Genomic DNA, 7,229 nt, shown 5'->3' with positions numbered 1-7,229 from the left:
TCTCGATGACACCGTCTTTCTTAGCCATAGCCTCGCTGACGCTTCTGCAGATCGGCCGATCTGCGGTGGGTGGGTGATGAGTGTGGTGCGGCCGGTTCGGACACGCCGGAATAAGGCACAAGGCACCAAGGAACTAAGATATACCCTCAGCGGCCCTGCGGCAAATGGAGCCCCGTTCGATCAGGGCAGCACCTTGGGGAGCTCGGTGTTGATCTCGTTGATGTCGAGGCGCTTGCCGTTGATCTCGATCGTCGGCGTGCCCTTGATCTCGTGCGCCTTCGCCTGTGCAGCGCCGTACTTCAGGTACGTGCCGTCGTCGATGCATCCCGCCGCCTTGTCGGCGCCGACCTCGTCGGCGATCTGCTTGAGCTGATCGTCGGTCAGTCCGGTCGAGTTCTCCGCAGGCTGGTTCGCGAACAGCGCGTTCATGAAGTCGAGCGCCTTGTCGGAGTTGTTCTCGGCGACGCAGTACATGGCTGCGGCAGAACGCGACGAGTACTCCGTGCCCTGCGAGAGGCGGTCGAGGATCGCGATGGGGTGGATCTCGAGAGTCAGCTTGTCGGCGGCGGCGGCTTCCTGCAGCTGCTGGCCGTACGCCTGCTCGAACGAGTTGCACGCCGGGCACATGAAGTCGAGGTAGGTCGTGACGACATCCTTGCCCTCGCCGAGGGTGATGGCCCCCGTCTCGGAATTGACGATGTCGCTCTTCGGCGCCGGCCCCGCATCGGTGGCCTGGTTGTTCAGCCAGACGACGACCGCGCCCAGCGCGACCAGCACGACGACGACGGCTACGGAGATTCCGATGGCGAACCAGTTGGGCTTGCTCTGGGCGTGGGCCATGACAGTCCGATCTTCAGCACAAAATTGTCGCCCCCATTCTGCCCCGTACACGCTATGGCTGCCATGTGAGCCGCGCAGCGCGGTCTCCCTCCCCTCGGCGAGAAACCACTTCCTGCACGAGATGAGCGCGTACGCGTGGTTTCTCTCGACGGATGTGGTTTCTCGCGGGAGACGAGTGGTTCTGCACAGCCGGCCGGCGCCGACTGTTCATCCACAGATCGTGTGGTCAGCGGCACCCGGCGACGTGGTGACACGGCAGGCTCAGGCGATGACCTCGAATCTCGCGTCCGGCATCCGGTCGCCGCTTCCGCTGATCACGTCCGAGGAGGGCCGGATGCTGGGCATCCGCCACGAGGACCGCGCCGACTTCTTCTTCCCGACGATCAGTGCGATCGGAGAGTCAGACGGCTGGGGGAAGTACGGTCTCGATGATCCGGAGGAAGCGGCCGAGCATCTGCGCGACGAGAAGCGACGCGAGGATCGGCTGCGGCGCAACGGGCATCCCGTCGCCCGCTGGGAGCTGACCGATGCCTGGCGCGCTGAGCCGCTCGTCCGGGCACTGCGCGCCGTCGGTCTCCGGCCTGTGAGGCCTCGCGAGTCCGGCATGCTCACGACGTTGTGGCATCGTCCGAGGGCACTGCGGCGTGACCCGCGTCCCACCGCCGAGAAATCAGATCCCGCATGGAACACACGCGGACGCGTGATGCCTCACGCCAGAAGTGGTTTCTCAGCGAAAGGACAAGCGCGGGTCGGCTAGGCGATCGGGACCGGGGTCACGCCGAAGGGCGCGAGACCGGCCGCCCCGCCGTCGGGGGCGGTGAGCACCCAGATGCCGCCCTCGTGGCGGGCGACGCTGTGCTCCCAGTGCGAGCCGTCCGAGCCGTCGACGGTCGAGACCGTCCAGTCGTCGTCTTCGATGAACGTCGCCTCTCCCCCGGCCGTGACCATCGGCTCGATGGCGAGCACGAGTCCGGGGCGGATCTCAGCGCCGGCATCCGGGGTGCGGTAGTTGAACACGCTCGGCGCCTCGTGCATCTTGCGTCCGATGCCGTGGCCGACGTACTCGCGCAGGATGCCGTAGGTATCACCGGACACCTCCGAAGGCCCCTGCGCTTCGATGTACTCCTGGATCGCGGCTCCGAGATCGCCGATGTGCGACGCGGATGCCATGGCGGCGATGCCCGCCCACAGCGAGCCCTCGGTGACCCGTGAGAGCTCTTCGCGGCGGGCCACCAGCTCGGGACGCGAGTCGTCGGGCACCACGAAGGTCACGGCGCTGTCGCCGTTCCAGCCCTTGTACTGCGCTCCGCAGTCGATCGAGACGATGTCGCCGGGCTCGAGCACCCGGTCACCGGGGATGCCGTGCACGACCTGCTCGTTGACCGAGATGCAGGTCGTGTGACGGTATCCGCGCACGAGCTTGAAGTTCGACTCGGCGCCGCGATCGAGGATGGTGCGCTCGGCAGCGGCATCCAGTTCCGCGGTCGTGACCCCGGCCCGCACCAGCGGGCGGACCGCGTCGAGAGCGGCGGCGGTGATCAGCCCCGGCTCGAGCATCGAGCGCAGCTGCGCCGGTGTCTTGTAGATCGACTTGCGGAACATCGAGGGGTCAGACCAGCTGCCCGATGCCGCGTGCGGCGAGGGCCGACGAGATGCGCTCGGAGATCTCATCGAGCGAGCCGACGCCGTCGATGCGGTCGACGATGCCGCGCTGCTCGTAGACCGAGATGATCGGAGCGGTCTCGTGCTCGTAGATGTCGAGACGGTGCGCGATGGCCTCGTCGGTGTCGTCCGAACGACCCTGCTCCACGGCACGCAGGCTGAGGCGAGCGATGCTCTCCTCGCGGGGGACGTCGAGCAGGATCACGGCGTCGAGCGACGCGGCGTGCTCGCCGAGGAACGCATCGAGGTGGTGCACCTGCGCCGTGTTGCGGGGGTAGCCGTCGAGCAGGAATCCGCCCTGGGCGTCGTCCTGCGACAGGCGGTCGCGCACGATCTCGCTGGTGAGCTCGTCGGGCACCAGGTCACCGGCGTCGAGGATCGCGGTGACCTTCTGCCCCAGCTCGGTGCCCTCTTTGATGTTCGCGCGGAACATGTCGCCGGTCGAGACGACGGGGATGTTCAGCGCCTCGGCGATGCGGATGCCCTGGGTGCCCTTGCCGGAGCCCTGCGGCCCGACGATCAGCAGTCGTGCGGAAGACGTCATCGGAGGAGCCCTTCGTAGTGGCGCTGCTGCAGCTGCGCGTCGATCTGCTTCACCGTCTCGAGACCGACACCCACGATGATCAGGATCGAGGCGCCACCGAACGGGAAGTTCTGGTTGGCCTGCACCGTCGCCAGCGCGATCAGCGGGATCAGCGCGACGAGGCCCAGGTAGAGGGAACCGGGGAATGTGATGCGGGTGATGACGTAGTCGAGGTACTCCGCCGTCGGGCGACCGGCGCGGATGCCGGGGATGAACCCGCCGTACTTCTTCATGTTGTCGGCGACCTCGACCGGGTTGAACGTGATCGCGACGTAGAAGTAGGTGAAGCCGATGATCAGCAGGAAGTACGCGGCCATGTACAGCGGCTGGTCGCCGGATGCCATGTTCGCCAGGATCCACGCCACCCACGCCGGCGGCTCGCTGCCGTCGGCCGGCGTGTTGAACTGCGCGATCAGCATCGGCACGTACAGCAGCGACGAGGCGAAGATGATCGGGATCACGCCGGCCATGTTGACCTTGATCGGGATGTAGGTGTTCGTGCCGCCGTAGGTGCGACGGCCGACCATGCGCTTGGCGTACTGCACCGGCACGCGACGCTGCGACTGCTCGACGTACACGATCAGCGACATCACCACGATGCCGATGAGCATCACCAGGAGGAAGGTCTCGAAGCCCTTCGCCTCCCAGATGGCCCACATCGACGACGGGAAGGTCGCGGCGATCGAGGTGAAGATGAGCAGCGACATGCCGTTGCCGATGCCGCGCTCGGTGACGAGCTCGGCCATCCACATGATGAGGCCGGTGCCTGCGGTCATCGCGATGATGATGAGCGCCTGTGCCCACCACACGTCGTTGGTCAGCAGGTTGTTGCAGGCGGCGACATCGGTCTGGCCGAACAGCTGGCCGCTGCGCGCCACGGTCACCACGGTCGCGGACTGCAGCAGTGCGAGCGCGATCGTGAGGTAGCGGGTGTACTGGGTGAGCTTGCTCTGGCCGGCCTGGCCCTCCTGGTGGAGGGTCTCGAAGTGCGGGATGACGACACGCAGCAGCTGGGTGATGATCGTCGCGGTGATGTACGGCATCACGCCGAGGGCGAAGATCGACAGCTGCAGCAGCGCACCGCCGGAGAAGAGGTTGACGAGTCCGAGCAGGCCGTCGGTGCCGGCGTTGGCAGCGAGGCACTCCTCGACGTTCGGGAAGTTCACGAACGGAGCCGGCACATTCGAGCCCAGACGGTACAGAGCGATGATGCCGATGGTGAAAAGGATCTTCTGCCGCAGGTCAGGCGTGCGGAAGATTCGCGCGATGGCGCTAAACAAGGGCGTTCCTCCTGAAGGGATTGCCGAACGTGGAAGGACGGCCGAAAGTCCAGGGTAACGCAAAGGAGGGGCCGGACGATCTCCGACCCCTCCCAGCGTTCACCGCGGCCTGATCAGTTGATCGAACCGCCGGCGGCGACGATCTTCTGCTCGGCGCTGCTGGAGACCTTGTCGACCGACACGGTCAGCTTGACCGAGATGTCGCCGTCACCGAGGACCTTGACCTTCTCGTTCTTGCGCACGGCACCCTTGGCGACCAGGTCGCTGACGGTGACATCGCCACCCTGGGGGTACAGCTCCGCGAGCTTGGCCAGGTTCACGACCTGGTACTCGACGCGGAACGGGTTCTTGAACCCGCGCAGCTTCGGGGTGCGCATGTGCAGCGGCATCTGCCCACCCTCGAAGCCGAGGCGCACGGTGTTGCGCGCCTTGGTGCCCTTGGTTCCACGACCGGCGGTCTTGCCCTTCGAGCCCTCACCGCGACCGACACGGGTCTTCGCGGTGTGAGCGCCGGGAACGGGACGCAGGTGGTGCACCTTCAGCACGGTCGGACGCGAAGCCGGGGCGTCGGCGTCCTTCTTGGCCGGTGCCTTCTTGTCGGCGGCCTTGGCCGGAGCGGCCTTCGTGGCAGCCGGCTTCTTGGCAGCGGTCTTCGGGGCCTTCTCAGCCTCGACGGTTTCGTTCTTCTCAGCCATTAGTCGATCTCCTCAACCTTGACGAGGTGCGCGACGGCGCGGACGTAGCCGCGGGTCTGAGCGTCGTCGGGACGAACGACCGAGTCGCCGATCCGCTTGAGACCGAGCGAACGCAGCGTGTCGCGCTGGTTCTGCTTCTCGCTCACCTTGGACTTGATCTGCGTGACCTTGAGGCGCTCAGCCATCAGGCACCTACCTTCTGCGCGGCGGCGGCGGCAGCGGCCTTCGCCTCGTTGCGGATGATGATCTCCGGCACGACGGCGTCGTAGTCGAGGCCACGACGAGCGGCGACGGCGCGCGGCTCCTCGAGACCCTGCAGCGCCTCGACCGTGGCGTGCACGATGTTGATCGTGTTAGACGAGCCGAGCGACTTCGACAGGACGTCGTGGATACCGGCGCACTCGAGCACGGCACGCACCGGACCACCGGCGATGACACCGGTACCGGCAGCGGCCGGACGCAGCAGAACGACGCCTGCAGCGGCCTCACCCTGCACGGGGTGCGGGATGGTCGAGCCGACGCGCGGAACGCGGAAGAAGTTGCGCTTGGCCTCTTCGACACCCTTCGAGATCGCCAGAGGCACCTCGCGGGCCTTGCCGTAGCCGACGCCGACCAGACCGTTGCCGTCACCGACGACCACGAGAGCGGTGAAGCTGAAGCGACGACCACCCTTCACGACCTTCGAGACGCGGTTGATGGTGACGACGCGCTCCAGGAACTGGTTGTCCCCGCGGTCGCGCGAGTTGCGGTCGCGGCTCTGGCCACGGTCGCGACCGCCACGGCGGTTGTCGCGCTGCTCACGCTGCGGCTCGGCCTGAGCCTCGGCAGGAGCGGTTTCGGTCACTTCGTTCTCCTTGATGTCACTCACAGTGCCAGCCCCCCTTCACGGGCGCCATCGGCGATGGCGGCGACACGACCGGCGTAGCGGTTGCCGCCACGGTCGAACACTGCCTCGGAAACGCCGGCGGCCTTCGCGCGCTCAGCGACGAGCTCGCCGACCTTGCGGGCCTTGGCGGTCTTGTCACCGTCGAAGGAGCGCAGTTCGGTCTCGAGCGTGGAAGCGGATGCCACCGTGTGGCCCTTGGCGTCGTCGACGAGCTGCACGAACACGTGGCGCGCGGAGCGGTTGACGACGAGACGCGGGCGGACGTCGGAGCCGACGATCTTCTTGCGAAGACGTGCGTGGCGACGCGCGCGGGCGGCGGACTTGGACTTCACAGCCATGGTTACTTACCAGCCTTTCCGGCCTTGCGACGCACGACCTCGCCGGCGTAGCGCACGCCCTTGCCCTTGTACGGCTCGGGCTTGCGGATCTTACGGATGTTGGCAGCGGCCTCGCCGACAGCCTGCTTGTCGATGCCGCTCACGGTCACCTTGTTGGTGCCTTCGACCGTCAGGGTGATGCCTGCGGGCGGGTCGATCAGGACCGGGTGCGAGAAGCCGAGTGCGAACTCGATCGAGTTGCCCTTCTGCTGCACGCGGTAACCGGTGCCGACGACCTCAAGGCCCTTGGTGTAGCCCTGGGTGACGCCGACGATGTTGTTGTTGATGAGGGTTCGGGTCAGACCGTGCAGCGAGCGCGACTCGCGCTCGTCGTCCGGGCGGGTGACGAGAACCTGGTTCTCCTCGACCGTGACCTCGATGGGGTTGGCCAGGGTGAGTGAGAGCTCGCCCTTGGGCCCCTTGACTGCGACCTCGCGGCCGTCGACCGAGACGGTCACGCCGGAGGGGATGTCGATGGGAAGTCGTCCGATTCGCGACATGTCAGATCACCACACGTAGGCGAGAACTTCTCCGCCCACGCCCTTCTGCTCAGCCTGACGGTCGGTGAGAAGACCGGAGGAGGTGGACAGGATGGCAACGCCGAGGCCACCGAGGACCTTGGGCAGCTCGGTCGACTTCGCGTACACGCGCAGACCGGGCTTCGACACGCGCTTGATGCCGGCGATGGAGCGCTCACGGTTGGCACCGTACTTGAGCGAGAGGGTGAGGTCGCTGCCGACGCGGGCGTCGGTGACCTCGAAGCCGGCGATGTAGCCCTCCTGCTGGAGGATCTCGGCGATGTTCGTCTTGAGCTTGCTCGACGGCATGGTCACGGAGTCGTGGTGCGCCGAGTTCGCGTTGCGCAGACGGGTCAGCATGTCTGCGACCGGGTCTGTCATCGTCATA

General features: G+C 66.6%; 11 protein-coding genes. 1 reads left to right on the top strand and 10 read right to left on the bottom strand.

The window, feature by feature from the left end; translation table 11 throughout:
* Nucleotides 1-180: 180 nt before the first annotated feature.
* The gene (locus RT309_RS03620) at nt 181-840 is read right to left on the bottom strand and encodes a thioredoxin domain-containing protein (protein WP_313355409.1); all 660 of its coding nucleotides are present in this window, start codon (nt 838-840) and stop codon (nt 181-183) included.
* A gap of 268 nt (nt 841-1,108) precedes the next feature.
* Here RT309_RS03620 and RT309_RS03615 point away from each other — a divergent pair, with 268 nt between their 5' ends.
* On the top strand, nt 1,109-1,597 hold the full coding sequence (locus RT309_RS03615) for a hypothetical protein (protein WP_313355407.1): 489 nt from the start codon (nt 1,109-1,111) through the stop codon (nt 1,595-1,597).
* Here the strand turns inward: RT309_RS03615 and map are convergent.
* The 9 genes from map to rpsH form a co-directional block, all read right to left on the bottom strand.
* Nucleotides 1,594-2,442 carry a type I methionyl aminopeptidase gene (gene map / locus RT309_RS03610; protein WP_313355406.1) on the bottom strand — a complete coding sequence of 283 codons (849 nt, stop codon included), beginning with the start codon at nt 2,440-2,442 and terminating at the stop codon, nt 1,594-1,596. The two genes, RT309_RS03615 and map, sit on opposite strands and share 4 nt — an antisense overlap.
* Before the next feature lie 7 nt (nt 2,443-2,449).
* Nucleotides 2,450-3,046: an adenylate kinase gene (locus RT309_RS03605; RefSeq protein ID WP_313355404.1), complete on the bottom strand. Its 597-nt coding sequence runs from the start codon at nt 3,044-3,046 to the stop codon at nt 2,450-2,452.
* Nucleotides 3,043-4,365, bottom strand: a complete 1,323-nt coding sequence (secY, locus tag RT309_RS03600) for a preprotein translocase subunit SecY (protein WP_313355402.1) — start codon at nt 4,363-4,365, stop codon at nt 3,043-3,045. The genes RT309_RS03605 and secY overlap by 4 nt, the downstream gene beginning before the upstream one ends.
* 113 nt (nt 4,366-4,478) lie before the next feature.
* Nucleotides 4,479-5,060, bottom strand: coding sequence for a 50S ribosomal protein L15 (gene rplO / locus RT309_RS03595; protein WP_313355400.1), 582 nt, complete (start codon nt 5,058-5,060; stop codon nt 4,479-4,481).
* Nucleotides 5,060-5,245, bottom strand: a complete 186-nt coding sequence (gene rpmD, locus RT309_RS03590; protein WP_071640253.1) for a 50S ribosomal protein L30 — start codon at nt 5,243-5,245, stop codon at nt 5,060-5,062. The genes rplO and rpmD overlap by 1 nt, the downstream gene beginning before the upstream one ends.
* On the bottom strand, nt 5,245-5,928 hold the full coding sequence (gene rpsE, locus RT309_RS03585; RefSeq protein ID WP_396654404.1) for a 30S ribosomal protein S5: 684 nt from the start codon (nt 5,926-5,928) through the stop codon (nt 5,245-5,247). Before rpsE ends, rpmD begins: the two co-directional genes overlap by 1 nt.
* Nucleotides 5,925-6,284, bottom strand: a complete 360-nt coding sequence (rplR, locus tag RT309_RS03580; RefSeq protein ID WP_101188495.1) for a 50S ribosomal protein L18 — start codon at nt 6,282-6,284, stop codon at nt 5,925-5,927. Before rplR ends, rpsE begins: the two co-directional genes overlap by 4 nt.
* Nucleotides 6,285-6,286: 2 nt before the next feature.
* Nucleotides 6,287-6,823: a 50S ribosomal protein L6 gene (rplF, locus tag RT309_RS03575; RefSeq protein WP_313355391.1), complete on the bottom strand. Its 537-nt coding sequence runs from the start codon at nt 6,821-6,823 to the stop codon at nt 6,287-6,289.
* Between the two features lie 6 nt (nt 6,824-6,829).
* Nucleotides 6,830-7,228, bottom strand: a complete 399-nt coding sequence (gene rpsH, locus RT309_RS03570; RefSeq protein WP_313355390.1) for a 30S ribosomal protein S8 — start codon at nt 7,226-7,228, stop codon at nt 6,830-6,832.
* Nucleotide 7,229: the final 1 nt, after the last annotated feature.

It is taken from the genome of Microbacterium sp. (assembly GCF_032084865.1).
GTDB lineage: Bacteria > Actinomycetota > Actinomycetes > Actinomycetales > Microbacteriaceae > Microbacterium.
Note: the sequence above shows the minus strand (reverse complement) of the source record. Positions and strands in the feature narration are given on the sequence as shown.